Consider the following 20,594-nt stretch of genomic DNA (forward strand, 5'->3'; position numbering starts at 1 on the left):
TGGGTATGTAATTACAGTTTATGCACTTCTTAGCAAACGATAACACTGTGATAGTGTCAGGCGTCTTCTGAGTAAGAAGCCACTGATGACAAAGAAAAGCGTGGATGCCAGCGGTAGCAAGATCCACATCGTGGGGTGCAAGCTGGCTTGAAGGTTTAATAGGTTTAGGTAAAGCAGCGCTAAGGTTAACTCCGCGGTGATGACCGCCAATAAACCGCAGACAAATCCCAGTAGCAGCAGCTCAAGCAGATCTAATCTCTGAGTCTGTTGAGCTGTTGCACCTAGGGTTTGTAACAGTGCGCTCTCATAACGCCGCTGCTCCAGAGCTTGATGCAGCGTCAGTAACATCAATAACGCACCACACAGCATCGTTAATCCCAGTATCAGCGCAGAGCTGTCACCCAATCTTTCTAGCCATCCTGCAATCTGCTGCAACAGTTGACCTATATCGATCAGGGTAAGTGAGGGAAACTCCCTTACCAACTGAGAAGCTAAGGCTTGTTCGCTTTCACTTAGTCGGAAACTAGTAATAAAGGTTGCTGGCATCTGTTCTAGGGCGGCGGCATTAAAAATGACATAAAAGTTGGGCTGAAAAGAAGTCCATTCCACTTCACGCAAATTGCTAATTCGCGCTTCTACCTCAATACCGCCAAGATTAAAGCCTAAGATATCACCGGGCACTAATCCAAGAATCTCTGCCATCTCTCGTTCAACCGAAATTTCCGCCTCGGTGGTATCGTGTACCCACCAACGCCCAGCAATAACATTGTTGTGTGACGGTGGTGTATCACTCCAGCTGAGGTTTAATTCTCGATTAAGCGTATTGTGTTCTAGTTGCTGAGGCGACATTTGCGCATGAATAGAGCTTCCGTTTAGAGTTGTTACCCTGCCTCTGACCATCGGGTAGAGTTGGCTAACGATGGAGTTTTCTGTTAAAAAATCTTGCAGCGGTTCTGTCTGCCAAGGCTGAATGTTAATAACAAAATAATTCGGCGTATCGTCTGGAATCTGCGTTTGCCAATCTGCCAGTAAATCAGTTCGACTAATCCACACTAGGCTCAATAGCGTCATTAACAGAATGACAACACCCGCTTGCAGACGGTGCCAGCGTTTTTGCTGCTCCAAACGCATGGTTAACAGACGGCCCAAGAGTAGCTTTTTAGCTAAAGGATAGGCTAGTAACCTCAATAGCTTTTGCGCGATCCAACCAAATACAGCTCCGCCGACTAAGATAAGTATAAGGAGTGTTAAGGCGGCTAGCGGTGCGCCTAAAAACGCGAGCAGTGTGGCAGCGAGCAAGCCGAAGCAGAAAAGTTGAATCATCAATGCACGTTTATCACCGCCTACGATCTCATCACGGAAAAGTGATGCAACCGAGATTTTAGATAATTGTAAAATGGGAGGTAAGCCGAGTAATATCAATAACGCAAAACCCATCGCAGGGCCGCTGAAGTAACGCCATAAAATCGGGCTAGGTAAGGCTTCAGGTAATAGATCTTTTAACCAGCTGAGAATCAGCTGCTCAAGTAGCACCCCTGTCAAGGTTCCCAGTACTGACAGTACTAGCCATGCAATAATCAGTTGATAAAGATAAAGTTTAACCAGATCTTTACTGTTCAAGCCAAGGCTGAGTAGTAAGGCGCAGCGTTTATGCTGACCATTACTGAAACGTCGTAAACTTAAAAAGATCGTCAAAGCAGACAATAATAGAGCAATTAAGGCTGTCAGCTTTAGATAACTTAGTGCACTGCCTAATGCGGCTCCAGTCATAGGCTGATCTGCTTGCAGGCTAAATAAACGTTCCTCGTCACCAAGGTTGTCACGCCAAGCCAGCTCTAGAGCTTCGACTCTATCGCTATCGCCGGCCATCAATAGTCTAAATTCTGCTCGGCTTCCGGGTGCAAGTATTCCTGTGGCTTCTAGATCATCTTGATGCATCACCAGTTGTGGGCTAAAGCTGCGAAGTCCTGAACCTCTATCGGGTGAACTCAGCATTTCCGCAGTGACCTTAAACTCGCTATAACCCAAGGTGATTTGATCACCAATCGACAACTCAAGCTGTGATAAAATTCTCGATTCTACCCACACTTCACCGGCCTGTGGTTGCGAATGGGGTTGTTCTGGTCGCGTTCGTATCTCACCACGAAGTGGGTAGGGGGAAGTAGCAGCGCGAACAGACACCAACATCATTTCTTCATCGATATTGATCATGCTAGGAAACTGCACCACTTCACTAACTTGTAAATCGCTTGTTTTAGCTTGTTCGATGCGTTCGGTGTTGATCGGTCGTTGGCTGCTCAGAATAAGATCTGCACCGAGCATGGCGGCACTTTCACGAAGCAAGCCTCTTTCCAGTCGGTCTCCAAGTAAAGCAAGCAATGTTGCTAAGGCAATGGCAATCCAGGTAGCAAATAACAGCGCACGCCATTCGGCTGTCCGTAATTGACTGCCGAGCTGTCGAAGTACAATGAGCTTAAATCCTTTCATTATGCGCTCTCATACACTTTTTCATGCAGTTGACCTGCATGCAGTGAAACACAGCGTTGACAACGAGCTGCAAGCTCAGAGTCATGGGTAATCAAAATCAACGTGGTGTTTTCTTGCTTATTGAGATCGAACAGCTGCTCAATGATTTGATGCCCAGTTTCTTCATCAAGATTTCCTGTTGGTTCATCTGCAAAGAGTAAAGAAGGGCGAGTGGCGAAGGCTCTAGCGATCGCTACACGTTGTTGTTCACCACCTGAAAGCTGAGCTGGGAAATGATCTGTGCGTTGACCTAAGCCAACTTTACCTAACCAACGGTCTGCTTGAGCAATGGCGTCTTTACAGTCTTGGATCTCTAGGGCGAGTCTGACGTTGTCTAAGGCGGTCAGTTCCGGCAGAAGATGAAAGGATTGAAAGATAAAGCTGATTTGCTTAGCTCGTAGTTCAGCGCGAGTAGCATCATCCATCTCAGCAAGAGAACGCCCAGCTAACAATATATTGCCAGCACTAGGTTGATCCAGCCCGGCTAGTAAGCTCAGTAGTGTTGACTTACCTGCTCCGGAACGTCCTACAATTGCCAGTGTCTCACCTTCAAGTACTTTTAAGTTCAAATCGTGGAATAGCTCAAGTCGTTGGTCTTGTGTTGTAAACCATTTTGCGACATTCTGAGCTTCAAGTAGAATTTTTTCAGTCGTCGGGAGCGTCATGCGTTATCTCATTTCCGTGTTATTTATGATCTCAACATCGTTACATGCCAACACCCTTTTAGTCTTTGGTGATAGCTTATCAGCCGCTTACGGTATCCAGCCTGAAGAGGGTTGGGTCGCGTTGATGGAGCAGCGGCTCGATGCTGAGCAATATACGCTAATTAATGCCAGTGTCAGTGGTGAAACGACTGATGGTGGTTTGACACGACTGCCGGCATTGCTTGAACGTCATCAGCCTGATTATGTGTTGTTACAGCTGGGCGCTAATGACGCGTTAAGGGGGCTACCCATTAACAGAATTCGTACCAACTTGACCGCCTTAGTCGAAATGATTCAAAAAAATGGCGCTCAAGTGGCTATTGTCGGTATACGAATACCTCCTAACTATGGACCTCAGTATACCGAATCCTTCTTTAATCTCTATGCAGAGATAGCTGACCAGTTTGATCTGGTTAGAGTTCCCTTTTTGCTTGAAAATGTTGCACTGGACTGGAATCTGATGCAGTCTGATGGACTTCACCCAAATGCAGAAGCGCAGCCCATCATCTTGGACAATGTGTGGCCCTATGTGGAGTCGTTTCTTACTGTAACTGAGTGACCCAAGACTGGCTAGAAATGGATTGATTAAAATGAACAAAAGCCCCGTGAAAACCCTAACAAAAACGCTTGTTCTGCTTGGCTTAATGGCATTAATGACGGCTTGCAGCAATGTGCAGATTCCCGGTATGGGAAACAGAGATAGAGCGCCGACTCAGCCGGTAGCCTCTCCGGTGGTCCAGCCACCTTTAATTACCACATTAGATTGGGCACCTAATTACACACAGCCTATTCGTTATTTAGAAGCGTTACTGCGAGATCAAAATGATCAACAAGCAAAGACACAAACAATCACTCAGATCGCTTATCTATATGATGCTGAGTTGTATGTGCTGTTTCATGAATTGTTAGATTATCTTCCGGATAGCGCTAGAGTTCGTGAAATTGAAGAGCAAAACGGCTGGTTAGATACACGACAAAATGCTGTCAGCGAAGCCTTTACCCGAAATGGTGGTGGCGATCTAGGCGCCTATCATGCTGCGGATATGTTTATCGCGCAAACGCGTCAGAGAACTGCTTTGGTTGAAGAGCGTTTGTCACGTGTAAAAATTGATTAAGCTGATGGGTTTTACGAAGTAAATACAAAAATGCCGCGCTCATTTCAAAAGCGCGGCATTTTTTTAATCGTGATTAGGCTGCAAAGTTTTCGTTTGCGAAATCCCAATTGATCAGTGACCAGAAGCCTTTCAGGTAGTCTGGACGCACGTTGCGGTAATCAATGTAGTAAGCGTGTTCCCAAAGATCAACAGTCAGAATTGCGGTTTGACCATTGGTCATTGGAGTACCCGCGTTGCTGGTATTGGTGATCTCTAAAGAACCGTCCGCGTTTTTAACTAACCAAGTCCAGCTAGAAGCGAAGTTGTTCACAGCGCGATCATTGAACTCTTCCTGGAATTTCTCGAAAGAACCCCATTTAGCGTTAATCGCATCAGCCAACGCACCCGTTGGAGCTCCGCCACCATTGGGTGACAAGCAATGCCAGTAGAAAGTGTGGTTCCACACTTGAGCAGCATTATTGAATACAGGACCTGCTGGCGCTGCTTTGATGATCTCTTCTAGTGTTTTGCCTTCAAACTCAGTACCTGGGACTAAACCGTTCAGCTTAACGACATAGGTGTTGTGGTGTTTGCCGTGATGGAAATCAAGTGTCTCAGCAGAGATGTGTGGTTCCAGTGCATCTTTAGCATAGGGTAGTGCTGGTAATTCAAAACTCATAATCTGCTCACCTTATTATTGACAGTATTTGACAGGGTTAGGATCAACGAGACGAAATAATAGCATCGAATTTTGCATCTATCATGATACAAAAAGTGTGCGAATTAACCTCTTTAACCCTAATCATAATATTAATTGGGGTTCTCGACGCAAAAAACAAGGTTTTTCACTGAAAGAGATCGGAGTTTTAATCGATTAAAGTAGACACCCAGTCAGGAATAGGCTGAGCCATGGCGATAAAACTGGGATTGTTGATGTCCTCTTTTTCGTTATAGCGCATCGGTATTGCTTCGGGAAGCGTTAAAATACAACCGCCGGCTGCTTCTAAAACTACCTGAGCTGCAGCGGTATCCCATTCGCTGGTTGGAGCTAAGCGAAGATATAAATCGGCTTTGCCTTCGGCAATGTGGCAAAACTTTAAGGAGCTACCCATGGATAAGCTCTTCATTGACGTATATATGCCCTCATCAATCAGTCGTTGCAAAGCTTGGGTTTCATGTTGACTGTGACGACGACTGGTCAGTAGCGTGCATTCAGAAGAGCTAGGTTTGACTTGAATTTTCTCAGCCTCTCCATGACGGTGTGTTTTCCATGCTCCTTTTGGCTTTAACTGTGTGCCATCACTGCCCCAGTAGAGTGTTTCAGTGGCAGGTGCATAAACAAGGCCCAATGCGGCTCGCCCCTGATCTATCAGGGCAATGTTGACGGTGAATTCTCCATTGCGCTGCAAAAACTCTCTCGTTCCATCCAATGGGTCAAGCAACCAATAGCGTGACCAGTGTTGGCGGATTTGCCAGTCGGCCATCAATCCTTCTTCGCTTAAAATTGGCAGGTTAGGCGTTAATGAAGATAACCCTTTAATCAGTACCTCTTGCGCAGCTAGGTCTGCGGCAGTAACCGGTGTGTCATTGGATTTTTGCTGTGTTTCCCATAAGGATTGATCAGCATAAATTGACATGATCGCATCGCCAGCCCTATAGATCAGCTGTTTAAGATCGAGCAGTTGATCAGGAGTGATCATCATGTATGGTTTTTCCTTATTCAGTTTACGCAAAAGTTTACCTAGGAATTCGATGACTTTAAAAGTAGGCAAACTGAGTTCATACTGATAACAATTATAAAGGAGATTAGCTTCGGATGATGCTACGTTCATGACACAGCACTACTTTCATACAGATCATAAAATAAGACTAGATAAATGGCTTTGGGCTGCTCGTTTTTATAAAACTCGTGCACTGGCAAAGCAGATGATTGATGGCGGAAAAGTGCAATACGACGGCGCTCGAACCAAAAGCAGCAAAATGGTCGAAGTCGGCGCTGAAATTACCCTAAGACTGGGTTTGGAAGAGAAAACGGTCAAAGTGTTAGCTTTGTCTGATCAGCGGCGTGGAGCAGTAGAAGCTCATTTGCTTTATCAAGAGACAGAACAAAGTATCAAAGCCAGGGAAGAACGTGCCGCACAGCGTAAATTACTGGGTAGTGCGCCAGATCACCGCCCAGATAAGAAAAGTCGCCGCGAATTACTGCGCATCAAAGGCAGTTGGGATTAACGGAAAATAGGTTTCACACTCTGTTTTTGCACAGATTACGATCCTTTTAGCTTTTAAAAAAAGGTAGCTTGCCAATCAAGGGGAGACGCCCCACCAGTGTAAATAAGGGTACAAAACCTTTCTCTAGCCAGAGTGTTAAGCGGTAGACAATCGGAGAGTAAAATGCCCAAGCCAAGACAGGAAGCGCAACGGCAAAACCGCCGACAGCAACATCGCTGAACCAATGTGCACCGCCAACCAGTCTTGGCAATATCATCAATGCCGCTAACCCCACCGCCATAAAACTTCCGATGCAGCGTTTATTCATCACTAAATAACCTGCCCACAAGAGTAAAACCGTGGCGTGATCACCAGGGAAGCTGCGGCTTGAAGCGTCTTTGGCTGAAATATTTGGAAAGAGCTCTGTCAGCATATAGGCGGGTATAACAGAGATAGATGGGCTAGGTCCGGTTAGATCCAAACTTTTAGAAAATTCGTAAAAAAAGTATCTTAAGGGAACCATGACAATCATCAAGGCAAGAAAGCCGACCAAGGCTTGTTGTAATTGACTTCGTTGAAAGCCGAACCCTGGAAACACCAAAAACAGCAGCATGATGATGGCTAAGGCCATATCCTTATAGCGCGTATTTGCCCATGCCCATAGCCATGCCCAAGTTCCGCCCTCGGCGAGAGTGCCGTTAAGAGAGAAAAAAATGTGGGTATCCAGTTGTCGCCAAAGTTCAAAGCCGGCACCTGAGATAAAGCTGAACATTAATAAGAGGGCAATTAGGTGCATGCTAAAAAAAGGTATTGGGCGCCAGGTTGTGCCAAACACAGGAGGTGTCAAAGTCATGCGGTTATCTTTCTCTGTTGTGGTAAAATTGAACAAATAGTAACAGTCATTAATGCTTGTCTAAAAGTCTAACTTCAAAATCTATGCGGAAAAGTCCTTATGAGTTCAGCTGATACCATCCAGAGAATCCTGTTCGAAGATGCCGACGTGCGTGGCGTGGTGTCACGGTTGGATGACAGCTATATAGCGGTAATGCAAAGAAATCACTATCCGCCCATCGTGCGTCAACTCTTAGGTGAAATGTTAGCTGCAGTAACCTTGATGAGTTCGACACTGAAATTTGATGGTCGTTTGATTCTTCAAGCACAGGGTGAAGGAGCGCTTCGCCTATTAATGGCTGAATGTAGTCATCATCACCAAGTTCGTGGTATTGCAAGAATAGATGGTGATTTGCCAGATGCGCACAGCTTTGCTGATATTTTTCAATCGGGTCGATTAGCCTTAACTATCGAACCGTCTCAGGGGCAGCGATATCAAGGTGTCGTTCCGATGGAAGCCGGATCTTTGGCAGCCTGTTTAGAAGACTATTTCAGTCGTTCAGAGCAACTCCCTACGCGCATTCAACTGGCATGTGACGGAACTCGGGCTGCAGGTATGTTGCTGCAAGTGTTACCCGCAGCACAAGGAAAAACTGAAGATTGGAATCGTATTGGACTGTTGGCAGAAACATTAAAAGTTGATGAACTGCTAGCGTTAGATAATGAAGAGATGCTGTATCGGCTCTTTCATGAAGAGAACTGCAGGCTTTACGAACCGCAATCGCTGGAGTTTCATTGTGATTGTTCGAAAGAGCGATGTGAGCGTGCCTTGCAGTTAGTCGGTCGTGATGAGTTGCTGCAAGCGGTTCAAGAACAAGGTGGAACTATTAAAGTGGACTGCCAGTTTTGCAATGAGGTCTATATATTTGATCAGCAAGATATAATGTCGATGACTCATCTAGATAGTCCTGAAAACCCAATATTGCATTAAAATGTATCAATCCGACTTTAGTCAGGAGGTATATTCTTAGCCAGTTGCGGTTGTCCACATAAAGGATTTTTTATGTAATAATAGCCGCCTTAATTTTAATAATAGATTGTTCTGCAACCCAGTAGACCAACAACGCAAAGCGCATTAGATATCATCATGTAGACTGCTAATGTGCATATTTACTTTCAGAATTAGATTGGCACAAGCCAAGGGAAAGCGTAATGACTACAGAAACTGCCACAATTGCACATCTGAATTTGAGCCCAGCGGAACTCATCGAGCGTGCGCTGCAGCGTCAAGAAGGCGTGCTGGCTGACACAGGTGCGCTGGTAGTGACCACCGGTAAGCGTACAGGTCGTTCACCGATGGATCGATTCATTGTCAAAGAGCAAACGACTTCAGCTCAAATTGACTGGGGTAATGTGAATCGACCATTTGATGCTGATAAGTTTGATGCGCTTTGGGCGCGAGTTGAAAGCTGGCTTGAGGGCGTTGAGCGCTTTGTCTCTCATGTGCATGTAGGTTCTGATACTAACCATTATCTTCCGGTTAAAATGACTACGCAAACGGCTTGGCAAAATCTGTTTGGTCTTAATTTATTTATTCGTCCACACACCTATAACCCCAAAGGTAAGGGTGAGTGGCAAATCATCAATGCTGCGGGTTTTGTTTGTGATCCTGAGCGTGATGGCACTAACAGCGATGGTTGTGTGATCTTAAACTTCGCAGAGCGTAAAGTGCTGATTGCTGGCATGCGTTACGCTGGCGAAATGAAAAAAGCGATGTTCTCGGTACAAAACTTCTTACTACCAGAGCACGATGTATTACCTATGCACTGCTCGGCAAACATCGGTGAAGATGGCTCAACCACGCTTTTCTTCGGCTTGTCTGGCACTGGTAAAACAACCCTATCCGCGGATCCTGAGCGTTACCTAATCGGTGATGATGAGCATGGTTGGGGTAAAGGTGTAGTCTTCAATATTGAAGGTGGTTGCTACGCAAAAACCATCAACCTAAGCAAAAAGAATGAGCCTATTATTTGGGATGCGATTCGTTTTGGCGCCATCGTTGAAAACGTCACCTTAGATGGACATCGCAAAGCAGATTACAACGATACCAGTTTAACTGAAAATGGTCGTTGTGCTTACCCGTTAGAACATGTTGATAAGCGCTCTGCGACGAATATGGGTGAAGAGCCAGATTCGATTGTCTTCTTAACTTGTGACTTAACCGGTGTGTTGCCACCCGTTTCTGTGTTAACCAAAGAAGCAGCCGCTTACCACTTCCTATCAGGTTACACCGCATTGGTGGGTTCAACTGAAATGGGTTCAGGTGGTGGTATTAAATCTACCTTCTCAACCTGCTTTGGTGCACCTTTTTTCCCACGTCCAGCACACGTATACGCAGATCTTCTCATGAAGCGTATCAGTGAGTACGGCTCACGTGTCTATCTGGTTAATACAGGTTGGACGGGTGGTTCTTACGGAACGGGTGAACGTTTCAGTATTCCAACAACGCGCGCCATTATCAGTGCTATTCAAAGTGGTGCATTGAAAGATTGTGAAACACAGATGTTGCCAGGTATTAATTTGGCTGTGCCCGTATCAGTTCCGGGCGTTGATGCTAAGTTACTTAATCCTCGTGAAACCTGGGCGGATAAAGCGTCTTACGATGCGGCAGCTAAAAATCTGATCAGTCAGTTCGTGACAAATTTCCAGAAGTTTAGTGGTGTGTCCGATACGATTGTTAAAGCAGGTCCACAGCTTTAATAGGTTGTAATAAAGATCAATAGAGCGCGCCGTCACAAGCGCGCTCTATTTTTTCTATATCTTTTTGTTTAGTCTCTTCGCAACAAGTCTTTATTAGATCAACAGTGAATTTTTAGTTAAATTTCAGCTTGTAATCAACGCTCTTCAAATACTCTGCCTCACTTTCTAAATCAGCCAACGTCAGTGGATGATGGTTCAGCCAGTCTCTAGGAAAGTTCATAGAAATTTTTTGACCATCAACCTGTAGTGATATAGCAGGTGTGCGTAATTTGCTCCGGCTGCGGTGAAGAATGACCGCTAAGCGTAATAAGATGCTCAGTCTTAAATAGGGTTGCTGCTTGTTATCAGGTAATAACTTCAGTTCATCTTTTGGCAGTTTGCGTCGGTGTGCCCGAGCTAAAAAAGCCAGTAATAACTGCTCAGTATTGCTGAAGCCGGGTAAGTCGCAGTTTTGCAGCAGGTAAGCACTGTGACGATGGTAGCGGTTGTGAGAAATATCTAGGCCTATCTCCAGAGTGCGTGCAGACCAGCAGAGCATATCGTGAAATTCATCGTCTGCTAGACCCCAGCCATCCTTAACCTGAGCCAGCATAAATAATGCTGAAGCTTCGACGTTTGATGCATGGCGGCTATCGATGTGATAACGCTTCATTAAGGCGCCAATAGTCCGCTCGCGGACATCTTCATGGCGAAGTCTGCCTGCCATATCATAAAGCACGCCTTCTCTCAGGGCGCCATCAGAATACTCCATCACTTCGATGTCGAGTGACTCAAAAATTGCGCACATAATCGCGGTGCCAGCCGTCAGTACAGCTTTTCGCTCTGGTTTGATCGATGTTAAAGAGATCTCATCAGCATGCTTAAACTTAAGCAGGTATTGTTTAAGCTGTTTCAAACTTTCCGTTGTGATGCTGCCAGAAGAAAAGCCAAGCTCAGCACACGATTGACTGATTGCTTTAGCGGTACCAGAGGAGCCGACACAACTGTGCCAGCCCATGCGGCGATAGTTGCGACGAATAGATAAGAGTTCCTGCATGGCAGCCATTTTGGCCTGCTGAAAGCCTTTGTCAGAGATTTCGCCATTCGGAAAGAACTCTTCATTGAAACTGACGCATCCGAGTTGCAAGCTTTCCAGTAAGCGAGATTCAAAACGCTCGCCAATAATGCACTCGGTGCTGCCGCCGCCGATATCGATAACCAAGCGTCTTCCGGTATCGTCAGCTAGGGTGTGTGCCACACCTAAATAGATTAGACGAGCTTCTTCATAGCCCGAGATAACTTCCAATGGCAGGCCTAAGATGCCATTAGCTTGTTCGATAAACTCACCACGGTTGGATGCTTCACGCATAGCATTGGTTGCCACGGCTCGAATTGCTGTGCGTGGGAGTTCTTTGAGGCGTTCAGCAAAGCGTCTGAGGCAATCAAGGCCACGTTGTTGGGCTTCATCGGACAATAATCCCGACTCATCTAAACCTGCTGCAAGCTGAACTTTTTCGGACATAATGTCTAAAGGCTTGAGTTCGCCAGCGACCAGTCGAGCCACCACCATGTGAAAGCTATTAGATCCTATGTCGATGGCTGCTAGTAATGAGCCCTCAGAGGGCTGATCAAAACGGTCCGTCTGTGCGTAAGATTCCATGAAAGCTCCAATCACCTGCAATTAATGTGCTGTATTTTGCCAGACCAATGGGTGTAGAAGAACCCATTTGTTTAAATACTTGGTCAACTAAGCTTTCGGGATAAGTTCACAAGTTAGGGTGGCAGGTGTTATGATCTAGCTATTAGAACGATTACAAAGCATGTGCTGCTATGGAGAACGAGAGACATGAGTGAAAATATAATTAATGTGACCGATGCCTCTTTCGAAGAGGATGTATTGAAAGCAGACGGTCCAGTGCTCGTCGATTATTGGGCAGAGTGGTGTGGGCCTTGTAAAATGATCGCTCCTGTCTTGGAAGAAATTGCCAAAGAGTATGACGGTCAATTGAAAGTCTGCAAGTTGAATATTGACGAGAATAACGAAACACCACCCAAGTTTGGTATTCGTGGCATTCCAACGCTGATGTTATTTAAAGCAGGAAATGTCGAAGCGACTAAAGTCGGTGCCTTGTCTAAGTCGCAGTTAGCAGCGTTTATTGATGCCAATCTTTAATCAGTAGGTGTTAAATGTAAGGGTGTTAGATTTAACACCCTTTTTAAAGCTTGTTCCAGATCAATTTAGACCTATTTATGATCTTATAAACTGGACACTAGGCATTAAACGCTTTATATTCGTTTTGTTATTTCGAAGTTTTTACTTCGAGGTTCTTTCCAACTCAATCCTCCGGCTTACCATTCAATTATCAGTCAATGTTGGCTGCATCCTAAAAAACTATGAATCTATCAGAATTAAAACTTAAAAGTGTTCCAGACCTGCTGGAAATCGCAAATACCATGGGCATCCAAAACATGGCCCGTTCGCGAAAGCAGGATGTTATTTTTGCCATCCTTAAAAAGCACGCTGTCAGCGGTGAAGACATCTATGGCGACGGTGTACTAGAGATTCTCCAAGATGGCTTCGGTTTTTTACGTTCGGCTGACTCGTCTTACCTCGCTGGTCCGGATGATATTTATGTTTCACCCAGTCAGATACGCCGATTTAACTTGCGTACTGGCGATACCATTGCAGGTAAGATTCGCCCACCTAAAGATGGCGAGCGTTACTTTGCCTTATTAAAAGTCAGTGAGATCAACTTTGATCGCCCTGAAAATGCCAAGAACAAAATTCTATTTGAAAACCTGACGCCTCTGTTTGCGCAATCACGTATTCGCATGGAAGTCGGTAATGGCAGTACCGAAGATATCACGGCACGTGTTATCGATCTGGTCTCTCCGATGGGTAAAGGGCAGCGTGCCTTGATCGTATCACCGCCTAAAGCTGGTAAGACGCTGATGTTGCAAAACATCGCCAACAGCATTACCCGCAACAGTCCAGATTGCTATCTAATTGTATTGCTGATTGATGAGCGTCCAGAAGAAGTAACCGACATGCAGCGTACCGTGCGTGGTGAAGTCGTCGCTTCTACCTTTGATGAGCCGCCATCACGTCACGTGCAAGTTGCTGAAATGGTTCTGGAAAAAGCCAAGCGTTTAACCGAGCATAAAAAAGATGTGGTTATTCTGCTCGATTCTATAACTCGTCTAGCGCGTGCTTACAACACTGTGATTCCATCATCCGGTAAAGTATTAACCGGTGGTGTGGATGCGCATGCATTAGAGCGTCCAAAACGCTTCTTTGGTGCCGCACGTAATATTGAAGAAGGTGGCAGTTTAACCATCATCGCCACTGCTTTGGTGGATACCGGCTCTAAAATGGATGAAGTCATCTATGAAGAGTTTAAAGGTACCGGTAATGCTGAAGTCCATCTGGATCGTCGTATTGCTGAAAAGCGCGTCTTCCCAGCGATAAATATTCGTCGCTCGGGTACACGTCGTGAAGATCTTCTGACCACAGAAGATGAGCTTCAGCGTATTTGGATTCTGCGTAAATTACTTGATCCCATGGAAGATGCTGCAGCAACCGAGTTTGTCATTGATAAGTTAAAAGACTTTAAGACCAATGACGAGTTCTTCATGTCAATGAAGCGTAAGTAAGCGATCCATTTAGGGATTAACAGCGTAGGTTTTCGCTGTTAATCCTTATCACTTAGCCTGCTGATCGCAGCGCGCCAAAGATCGGTACCTAGATATGTCTTCTCCTAAATATAAGGATCTACGTGACTTCATCGATATGTTGGAGAAGCGTGGTCAGCTAAAACGTATTACTCAGCCCGTCAATCCTGTTCTTGAAATGACAGAAATTGCAGATCGTACCCTCAGAGCGGGTGGGCCTGCCTTGTTGTTTGAAAATCCGGTTGGCTATGACATCCCGGTATTGGCCAATCTATTTGGTACGCCAGAGCGTGTCGCCTTGGGAATGGGTGAAGAGTCAGTTACCGCCCTTCGTGAAGTGGGTAAACTGCTGGCGCAGCTTAAAGAGCCAGAGCCACCCAAAGGCCTGAAAGATGCTTGGGAAAAGTTACCCATGTTTAAGCAAGTCTTAAACATGGGGCCTAAGATGGTTAAATCGGCACCTTGTCAGGCCGTCGTGATAGAAGGTGACGACGTTGATCTTTACCGCATTCCTATTCAGACTTGTTGGCCCGGAGATGCAGGTCCTTTAGTGACTTGGCCCTTAGTTATCACGCGTGGCCCAAATAAACCGCGTCAAAATTTAGGTATCTACCGCCAACAGTTAATTGGGCGTAATAAGTTGATTATGCGCTGGTTGGCCCATCGTGGCGGGGCGTTAGATTTCCGTGAATGGAAGCAACAGCATCCTGGTGAGCGCTTTCCAGTAGCGGTTGCGCTTGGTGCAGATCCAGCCACGATTCTGGGTGCCGTGACACCTGTTCCCGATACTTTGTCCGAGTATGCTTTTGCAGGTTTACTCAGAGGCGGTAAAACGGAATTGATCAAGTGTATGGGTAACGATCTACAAGTGCCGGCCAGTGCAGAGTTTATTTTAGAGGGTTATATCGACCCCGACGAAACGGCTCCTGAAGGCCCTTTTGGCGATCATACTGGCTATTACAACGAAGTGGATCATTTCCCTGTTTTTACTGTTGAGCGAATTACACATCGTAAAGATCCCATCTATCATAGCACTTATACGGGTCGTCCGCCCGATGAGCCAGCCGTGCTAGGGGTTGCTTTAAATGAAGTGTTTATCCCTATTTTGCAAAAGCAGTTCCCAGAAATTGTTGATTTCTACTTGCCGCCAGAAGGTTGCTCTTATCGTTTAGCGATCGTGACGATGAAAAAGCAATATCCCGGGCATGCTAAACGTGTGATGCTGGGTGTGTGGTCTTTCTTGCGACAATTTATGTACACTAAGTTTGTTATTGTCTGCGATGATGATGTCAATGCGCGTGATTGGCAAGATGTGATCTGGGCCATGACGACACGTATGGACCCATCTCGTGATACGGTAATGATTGAAAATACGCCTATCGACTATTTAGATTTTGCCTCACCTGTTTCAGGTTTGGGATCTAAGATGGGTTTAGATGCAACCAACAAATGGCCAGGAGAAACCCAGCGTGAATGGGGTGAACCTATCCAAATGTCAGATGATATAAAAACCAAGGTAGATGAAATATGGGATAGCCTTGGGATAATTTCAGGAGTGAAGGGTGACTAGATACCAACTGCGTATACTAAACTGCGAGCGTCTTAATAGAGATGTATTTTGTATTCGGCTTAGTTATCAAGAGATCGCTAATCAGGGTGTGAGTTTTAAAGCGGGTCAGTATTTAGAACTGTTTCTTCCTGATGGTAAAGGTGCTTATTTTTCCATAGCCTCTTCGCCAGAAACTACGGAATATCTCGAATTACATATTCGATCCATGCCTGAAAGTGAACTAAATCAGGCCCTGCTAACACACCTTCAGCATGAAGATAGCATCGACGTGAGTTTAGCCATGGGACAATGCCACCTTGTTGCTGAAGAGCTGGCGGCTGGGCAGGCAATCTATTTTGTCGCGGGTAGTACAGGTTTTGCGCAAATTAAAAGTATGGTCGAGCATTTACTTCACAGTGGCATCTCTCAACCCATGCGTTTGTTTTGGGGTGCCCGTGAAGCAGATGACCTTTACATGCAGGATTTGGCAAAAAGTTGGTCTGATCAAAATGAGCACTTTGAGTTTTTCCCGATTATCTCTGGCCCTGAAACAGATAATCTAGGCGAAGAGCAATCATTGCCTAGTCTGGTTGCTAAGAGTATTACAGATCCTAAAAATGTGTTGTTATTCGTCTGCGGATCACCAGGTATGGTTTATGCCCTCGTGGATGCTGTTGAAGCGCGAGGTGTCAGTGAAAAACAGATACATGCTGATGTGTTTGCTTATGCCCCAAGACCAAAACCCAAAAGCTAAAACGAAGATCTATATCAGGTAAAAAGCCATTACAAAAAAGCGCTAAGGATGCGAGACCCTTAGCGCTTTTTTTTACAGCAAACGTCTTTTATTCAGAAGTTTCTACTTTACCGAAGTTGCTGCTAACGCAGGCTTAGGGGTTGGTAGATTAGGTAAGTGACTGCTGACTTCGTTAAAAGCTTGATTCATCACTAAGGCCGCTTTTTCAGGTTGATCCAGTTGATGTAGCAGTCTTGCAAGTTCGGCGCAGACCTCTAAATCAGGGTTAATCGCTAAGCTAGCCTCATAGAAAGCAACTGCTTCCGTCCATAACTCGCACTGACAGGCTAAACGAGCCAGCGCTAACTGTAGGCCCGCACTTTGTTCGTGTTTGGCTAGCCATTGTTGAGCTTGCTGATACAGCTTGCGTGGCTTTGCGGTTTGCAACAGACCATAAAGAGGAATGAGCTGTTCGCTCCACTTTTGCTCTAATCGCTGCTTTAACAATTCTTCTGCTGGCTTATCACCTTTTGCATCGATCAGTTGAGATACATACTCAGCGACCACTTCATCATAGTTCGCAGCGGTTTTAGGCATGGTGACCCAAACACTTTGAAGATGACGGACTTGATGATCAGGCTCTGGGGTTTTTCCCGCTGCAGGCGTGCGCTGTTTTTTCAGCAGAGCGAGCAGTGTGGTACGTTCTAAGTTTTCTAGTTGTTTCGCAGGCAAGGCTTCATATTGACGAAGTGCTGGCAGTATATCAGCAACACCCTGCCAATCATGAAGTTGACTGCAAACATCTGCTAATAAAGCCAGTATCTGCTTATTCTTCGGTTGCTTGCGTCTTAGTTTCAATAAATTAGCTAGCGCAGCTTCCAACTGTCCACGAGAAACCTGGATTTGTGCTTGAGTGATGCTGATAGCGAGAGAGGCGTCTGGAGAGGCTTCCAAGGCTTTTTTTAGCATCTCATCTGCAGAGCCAGCATCACCATTCTCATGGGCTGCTTTAGCCGCAGCTATATAGTTGACGAGAGGGATATCAGCGTCTTCTGCTGATCGTGTTAAGGCATTTTGAGCCTTTTGCCATTGTCCCTCTGACAGAGCCAATAGCCCCTGAAGTGTTTTCTTACGTGCGTTACGTTTTCTACTTGCAGAGCGCCAGAGGCGCCATTTACCCGTGGGTAGATTCAGGTTAAATAGCAAATTAAAAACCACATGAAAAATCATGAAGGCTAGCGCAATCCCTACTAAGAATACCCAAAGGGTGGTTTCTACCGTAGTTTGATTGTACGCCATTAATACATAGCCTGAATCGGTCATCATCATCTGGCCGGCCCATGCGCCTAGCACTAATGCAATAAGAAGAAGTAGAAAGATGCGTTTCATCCTTGGCCTCCTTCACGTTTGAGACGGCGTAGCTCGTTGATATGTTGCTGAAGTGCGCTTAAAGAACCATTAATTGCGGGTACTTCAACAGATACTTGTACTTGCTTTAGCGACTCAATACCTTCTAATAAGGCGATGGTCGTGCCATCATTTGCTTCAAAATAGTCCTGAATCCAACGACCTGCTTTAGCAAGACTTTCATCAAAGGCTGCTTGACGACGCTGTAGCAGTGCATGCTGAGCTTGTTCAAACATTAAATGAAGATTTTGTTGCAGGTAGTAGTTTTGCTCTGGAGACAGTAAGGGTTGAATCGGTTCATCGCGATGTTGAATGACAACCAGTTGTTCAAATTTCTGCATCGCATTGGCAAAGGCGTCACGCGCACCTGCCCCCCAGGTTTCACGGACTGCTTCAGGTGTCATTTCATCGATGATGTTTGGCAGTTGATGACGGTCGGTAATAGGAACCATTCTGAGGTTAGGAACCTGAGAGCTCAGTGCGCTGAGTCGTAAAAACACACCTTCGGTATCGATGCGTGGAATTGATTCTAGACTTGATATATCGCGAGCTAAGGCTTCTCTAACCTGATAAAGAGCAACGTCATCTGCTTTAACTAAGACTTCATCCGCCGCTCTAAGTAACGCTAACGCCCCAGATGCATTTTGTTCCATCAAAATACGTTGGTTGGCTAGACGAAGTAGGTATTCTGCTTCAGCGAGTAGCCAGTCCGTTTCTGAGATGGTTTGCTGTGCCTGCACTTGTTGGATGCTTTGTGTCAGGCGCTGTTGCAAGCTATCTATATTCCGTTGACCTGCTGCGGTTTGTTCTTGCAGTTGACCGAGTTGCTGGTTGACGCTAGCGGCTTGTTCACTCACGGTGGCAACTGTTCGAGCTACTTCTGATGCATTATTGGCTAAACGAGTTTCAACTTCTGCACCCAGTGTTACAGTTTGGCTATGCATCTCCTGCTGTTGTAAAAACAGATAGCCAGATAAGCCCAGCGCAGCGAGTGCAAGCACTAATGCAGTTTTGCCCGGCCAGCCGGAAGGAATGTCATCTTTGCTAAGCGTATTTCCATTGGTAGATGACTGCTGTTCAGAAGAAGATGGTTTAGGTACATCCTGTTTCGGCGCTTCTGATGTAGCTTCTTGTTTTGGAGGCGCAGTGTAGGGTATGGGATCTTCTGATTTCACTGTATTTTCAGTGCTGGTTTCATCAGTTGGGTTGGTTTCTGTTTTAACCGGGGTAGTGTCTTCAACACTCGTCTTGTCCATAGAGGTATTCTCTTCAGACTTTGTCGAGTTATCTTGCGAAGTAGCGTTTGTTTCTGTGCTGTCAGTATGATGCTTCTGGTCGTTGTTATCCGATTTGTTTTTCATGCCAGCTGTTCCAATTCTTTTCCGGGAGAATGGCCCGGACCATTGATTTATCATCCGGTCCTGTTGCAACTGTGACTCGCTGAAATCCCAATTCACGCGCAAGCTTCGCTATGCGCTCGCTCGGTACAACTAACAGCGTGCTATACAAAGGCTGAAACCGGTGTGCCGAAACTGCAAAAAGTATCGTCTGCAGGTTAGTCAGTCCTTCACCACTGGTGATCAGCAAGGCTGACGGTAATCTATCTAAAAGCTTGAGCTGAATACTTTCCTCAGAATAACTGGGCAGGCTGCGATAGTAAACCGTACAATAGTCAACTTTTGCTCCACGAGCGACAAAGGTATCACGCATCAGGTCGCGCCCACCATTGCCTCGGATGATCAAAATACGTTGATCATTAACGGATTGCATAGAAGGATGCGCTAACAACGCTTCCGAGTCATACCCATCCGGGCAGCACCAGGCTTGAAAGCCTAATGAATCCAGTTGCTCGACGGTTTGTTGGCCAATGCCAATCCATTCGATACCGAGAGGTAACTGTGGCCAAAAGGTATCAATCCAGTCGAACCCTATCTTTGCCGCATTAGGGCTAACAAAGATCACTTTCTGGTATAGGTCTAGATCGAGAATACAGCATTTGAGTGCATCATAATGCTGATCAGATTCGCTAACAGGGGTTATTTCAATTAAAGGGAAGGAGATGGCTTCTCCTCCCAGAGAGTTGACTAGGTCGCAACATTTTTGGTTTTGCGAAGCAGGCCTTGTCACTAACACTCTCTGGTGCTGAAGAGGAAGTGACTCAGTGATGTTATCACTACTCATTTCAGCCGCGCTCGGTATAAACCTGTTTCAAGATTTTGTCTGCTCCGGCATCAAGGAGTTTCTCGGCTAGCGTGATACCAAGGGCTTCGGCATCGCTGGCAGCTCCTGTGATCTCATCCCGTAACACTTGGCTGCCATCGGGTAAGCCAACTAGACCGCGTAACCAAAGTTGATCATTAGGTTGAAGCAAGGCGTAACAACCGATAGGCACCTGGCAGCCACCTTCAAGGCGTCGATTCATCGCTCGCTCTGCAAGCACGCGTTTAGCTGTATCAGCATGATGAAGCGGTTGCAGTAAATTGATTAACTCAGCGTCATCGCTGCGGCACTCAATACCCACAGCACCTTGACCCCCTGCAGGCAAGCATTCTTCAGCAGGAATTTCACGACGGATGCGTTCATTCAATTTCAAGCGCAGCAAACCGGCTGTGGCTAGAATAATGGCATCAAACTCACCGGCATCCAGTTTTCCAAGACGCGTTTGCACATTGCCTCGTAGGCTGCTGACTTTCAGATCGGGACGACGTTCTCTTATCTGAACTTCACGACGCAGTGAAGAGGTTCCGACATGTGCACCTTCAGGTAGTTCGTCCAGTGAGTTGTAGTGATTACTGACAAACGCATCTGTTGGGTTTTCTCGCGGGCAGATCACGGCTAAGCCTAACCCTTCTGGAAATTCCATCGGTACATCTTTCATAGAATGGACAGCAATGTCGGCACGGTTTTCCAGCATGGCAGTTTCTAGCTCTTTCACAAACAAGCCTTTACCACCAATCTTAGCCAAGGGGGTATCCAGTATCTTATCGCCTTGGGTCACCATGGTTAGCAGTTCAACATTTATGCCTGGGTGGTGCGCTTCCAATTCGGCTTTTACATACTCAGCCTGCCAGAGTGCAAGTAGGCTGCGACGTGTTGCGATACGGATCGTTCTGCTCATTCTGGAGTCCTGT

18 protein-coding genes and 1 pseudogene are annotated in these 20,594 nt (G+C 45.9%); 9 read left to right on the forward strand and 10 right to left on the reverse strand.

Annotation, left to right across the window (positions count from 1 at the left end; translation table 11 throughout):
* Window positions 1–18: 18 nt before the first annotated feature.
* Window positions 19–2,487 (reverse strand): ABC transporter permease, encoded by a 2,469-nt coding sequence (locus F7R24_RS10530; RefSeq protein ID WP_151671225.1) that lies wholly within the window; start codon window positions 2,485–2,487, stop codon window positions 19–21.
* Window positions 2,487–3,191 (reverse strand): ABC transporter ATP-binding protein, encoded by a 705-nt coding sequence (locus F7R24_RS10535; protein WP_151671226.1) that lies wholly within the window; start codon window positions 3,189–3,191, stop codon window positions 2,487–2,489. The genes F7R24_RS10530 and F7R24_RS10535 overlap by 1 nt, the downstream gene beginning before the upstream one ends.
* Between F7R24_RS10535 and F7R24_RS10540 the strand changes: the two genes are divergently transcribed.
* Entirely contained in the window at window positions 3,190–3,789 is a 600-nt protein-coding gene (locus F7R24_RS10540) for an arylesterase (protein ID WP_151671227.1), read from the forward strand. The two genes, F7R24_RS10535 and F7R24_RS10540, sit on opposite strands and share 2 nt — an antisense overlap.
* Window positions 3,790–3,820: 31 nt before the next feature.
* Window positions 3,821–4,345 carry a hypothetical protein gene (locus F7R24_RS10545; RefSeq protein ID WP_151671228.1) on the forward strand — a complete coding sequence of 175 codons (525 nt, stop codon included), beginning with the start codon at window positions 3,821–3,823 and terminating at the stop codon, window positions 4,343–4,345.
* 73 nt (window positions 4,346–4,418) lie between these two features.
* Here F7R24_RS10545 and F7R24_RS10550 read toward each other — a convergent pair whose 3' ends face one another.
* Together F7R24_RS10550 and cysQ are read right to left on the reverse strand one after the other, a co-directional pair.
* Window positions 4,419–5,003, reverse strand: a complete 585-nt coding sequence (locus F7R24_RS10550; protein WP_151671229.1) for a superoxide dismutase — start codon at window positions 5,001–5,003, stop codon at window positions 4,419–4,421.
* 187 nt (window positions 5,004–5,190) lie between these two features.
* Complete coding sequence (gene cysQ, locus F7R24_RS10555; protein ID WP_240776085.1) at window positions 5,191–6,027, reverse strand: 3'(2'),5'-bisphosphate nucleotidase CysQ; 837 nt, start codon at window positions 6,025–6,027, stop codon at window positions 5,191–5,193.
* A gap of 127 nt (window positions 6,028–6,154) precedes the next feature.
* Between cysQ and hslR the strand changes: the two genes are divergently transcribed.
* Window positions 6,155–6,553 (forward strand): ribosome-associated heat shock protein Hsp15, encoded by a 399-nt coding sequence (gene hslR / locus F7R24_RS10560; RefSeq protein WP_151671230.1) that lies wholly within the window; start codon window positions 6,155–6,157, stop codon window positions 6,551–6,553.
* A gap of 46 nt (window positions 6,554–6,599) precedes the next feature.
* Here hslR and F7R24_RS10565 read toward each other — a convergent pair whose 3' ends face one another.
* Entirely contained in the window at window positions 6,600–7,385 is a 786-nt protein-coding gene (locus F7R24_RS10565) for a phosphatase PAP2 family protein (protein ID WP_151671231.1), read from the reverse strand.
* Window positions 7,386–7,484: 99 nt separating this feature from the next.
* Between F7R24_RS10565 and hslO the strand changes: the two genes are divergently transcribed.
* Window positions 7,485–8,354, forward strand: a complete 870-nt coding sequence (gene hslO / locus F7R24_RS10570; RefSeq protein ID WP_151671232.1) for an Hsp33 family molecular chaperone HslO — start codon at window positions 7,485–7,487, stop codon at window positions 8,352–8,354.
* Between the two features lie 191 nt (window positions 8,355–8,545).
* Window positions 8,546–10,123: pseudogene (locus tag F7R24_RS10575) on the forward strand (phosphoenolpyruvate carboxykinase); the annotation flags it as partial.
* A gap of 112 nt (window positions 10,124–10,235) precedes the next feature.
* On the opposite strand, the gene ppx reads toward F7R24_RS10575, so the two are convergent.
* Window positions 10,236–11,762, reverse strand: a complete 1,527-nt coding sequence (gene ppx / locus F7R24_RS10580) for an exopolyphosphatase (protein ID WP_151671234.1) — start codon at window positions 11,760–11,762, stop codon at window positions 10,236–10,238.
* A 186-nt stretch (window positions 11,763–11,948) separates the two neighbouring features.
* On the opposite strand from ppx, the gene trxA reads away from it, so the two are divergent.
* The 4 genes from trxA to F7R24_RS10600 all read left to right on the forward strand — a co-directional run bounded on the left by trxA (window position 11,949) and on the right by F7R24_RS10600 (window position 16,077).
* Window positions 11,949–12,275, forward strand: a complete 327-nt coding sequence (trxA, locus tag F7R24_RS10585) for a thioredoxin TrxA (protein WP_151671235.1) — start codon at window positions 11,949–11,951, stop codon at window positions 12,273–12,275.
* Window positions 12,276–12,496: 221 nt separating this feature from the next.
* The gene (gene rho / locus F7R24_RS10590) at window positions 12,497–13,756 is read left to right on the forward strand and encodes a transcription termination factor Rho (RefSeq protein ID WP_151671236.1); all 1,260 of its coding nucleotides are present in this window, start codon (window positions 12,497–12,499) and stop codon (window positions 13,754–13,756) included.
* Between the two features lie 94 nt (window positions 13,757–13,850).
* On the forward strand, window positions 13,851–15,344 hold the full coding sequence (gene ubiD / locus F7R24_RS10595; RefSeq protein WP_151671237.1) for a 4-hydroxy-3-polyprenylbenzoate decarboxylase: 1,494 nt from the start codon (window positions 13,851–13,853) through the stop codon (window positions 15,342–15,344).
* Window positions 15,337–16,077, forward strand: a complete 741-nt coding sequence (locus F7R24_RS10600; protein ID WP_151671238.1) for an FAD-binding oxidoreductase — start codon at window positions 15,337–15,339, stop codon at window positions 16,075–16,077. Before ubiD ends, F7R24_RS10600 begins: the two co-directional genes overlap by 8 nt.
* A 102-nt stretch (window positions 16,078–16,179) precedes the next feature.
* Here the strand turns inward: F7R24_RS10600 and F7R24_RS10605 are convergent, their stop codons facing one another.
* The 4 genes from F7R24_RS10605 to hemC are packed head-to-tail and all read right to left on the reverse strand — an operon-like array spanning window position 16,180 to window position 20,581.
* Window positions 16,180–17,445, reverse strand: coding sequence for a heme biosynthesis HemY N-terminal domain-containing protein (locus F7R24_RS10605; RefSeq protein WP_151671239.1), 1,266 nt, complete (start codon window positions 17,443–17,445; stop codon window positions 16,180–16,182).
* Window positions 17,442–18,824, reverse strand: coding sequence for a uroporphyrinogen-III C-methyltransferase (locus F7R24_RS10610; RefSeq protein WP_168926818.1), 1,383 nt, complete (start codon window positions 18,822–18,824; stop codon window positions 17,442–17,444). The genes F7R24_RS10605 and F7R24_RS10610 overlap by 4 nt, the downstream gene beginning before the upstream one ends.
* Window positions 18,805–19,644 carry a uroporphyrinogen-III synthase gene (locus F7R24_RS10615; RefSeq protein WP_151671241.1) on the reverse strand — a complete coding sequence of 280 codons (840 nt, stop codon included), beginning with the start codon at window positions 19,642–19,644 and terminating at the stop codon, window positions 18,805–18,807. The genes F7R24_RS10610 and F7R24_RS10615 overlap by 20 nt, the downstream gene beginning before the upstream one ends.
* Window position 19,645: 1 nt before the next feature.
* Complete coding sequence (hemC, locus tag F7R24_RS10620) at window positions 19,646–20,581, reverse strand: hydroxymethylbilane synthase (protein WP_151671242.1); 936 nt, start codon at window positions 20,579–20,581, stop codon at window positions 19,646–19,648.
* Window positions 20,582–20,594: the final 13 nt, after the last annotated feature.

Origin of the sequence: Nitrincola schmidtii, from assembly GCF_008973715.1 — a bacterium.
GTDB lineage: Bacteria > Pseudomonadota > Gammaproteobacteria > Pseudomonadales > Balneatricaceae > Nitrincola > Nitrincola schmidtii.